The sequence below is a fragment of the Haladaptatus marinus genome (assembly GCF_051194195.1).
This window is the reverse complement of the sequence record NZ_JBLZNK010000020.1, coordinates 1-575: the sequence shown is the minus strand read 5'-3', so window position 1 is coordinate 575 and position 575 is coordinate 1. Positions and strand designations below refer to the sequence as shown.

1 rRNA gene is annotated in these 575 nt (G+C 57.4%); it reads left to right on the top strand.

The window, feature by feature from the left end:
* Positions 1-575, top strand: a 16S ribosomal RNA gene (locus ACN2TU_RS26915); the annotation flags it as partial.

Below are 575 nucleotides of genomic sequence, written 5' to 3'. Positions count from 1 at the left end.
AAGCGAGCCGCCTGGGAAGTACGTCCGCAAGGATGAAACTTAAAGGAATTGGCGGGGGAGCACTACAACCGGAGGAGCCTGCGGTTTAATTGGACTCAACGCCGGACATCTCACCAGCACCGACAATAGCTGTGACAGTCAGTTTGATGAGCTTACTTGAGCTTTTGAGAGGAGGTGCATGGCCGCCGTCAGCTCGTACCGTGAGGCATCCTGTTAAGTCAGGCAACGAGCGAGATCCGCGTCCGTAATTGCCAGCAGCACCCTTGTGGTGGCTGGGTACATTACGGAGACTGCCGCTGCTAAAGCGGAGGAAGGAACGGGCAACGGTAGGTCAGCATGCCCCGAATGTGCTGGGCTACACGCGGGCTACAATGGTCGAGACAATGGGTTCCCACCCCGAGAGGGGGCGGTAATCTCCGAAACTCGATCGTAGTTCGGATTGAGGGCTGAAACTCGCCCTCATGAAGCTGGATTCGGTAGTAATCGCGCTTCAGAAGAGCGCGGTGAATACGTCCCTGCTCCTTGCACACACCGCCCGTCAAAGCACCCGAGTGAGGTCCGGATGAGGCCACCAT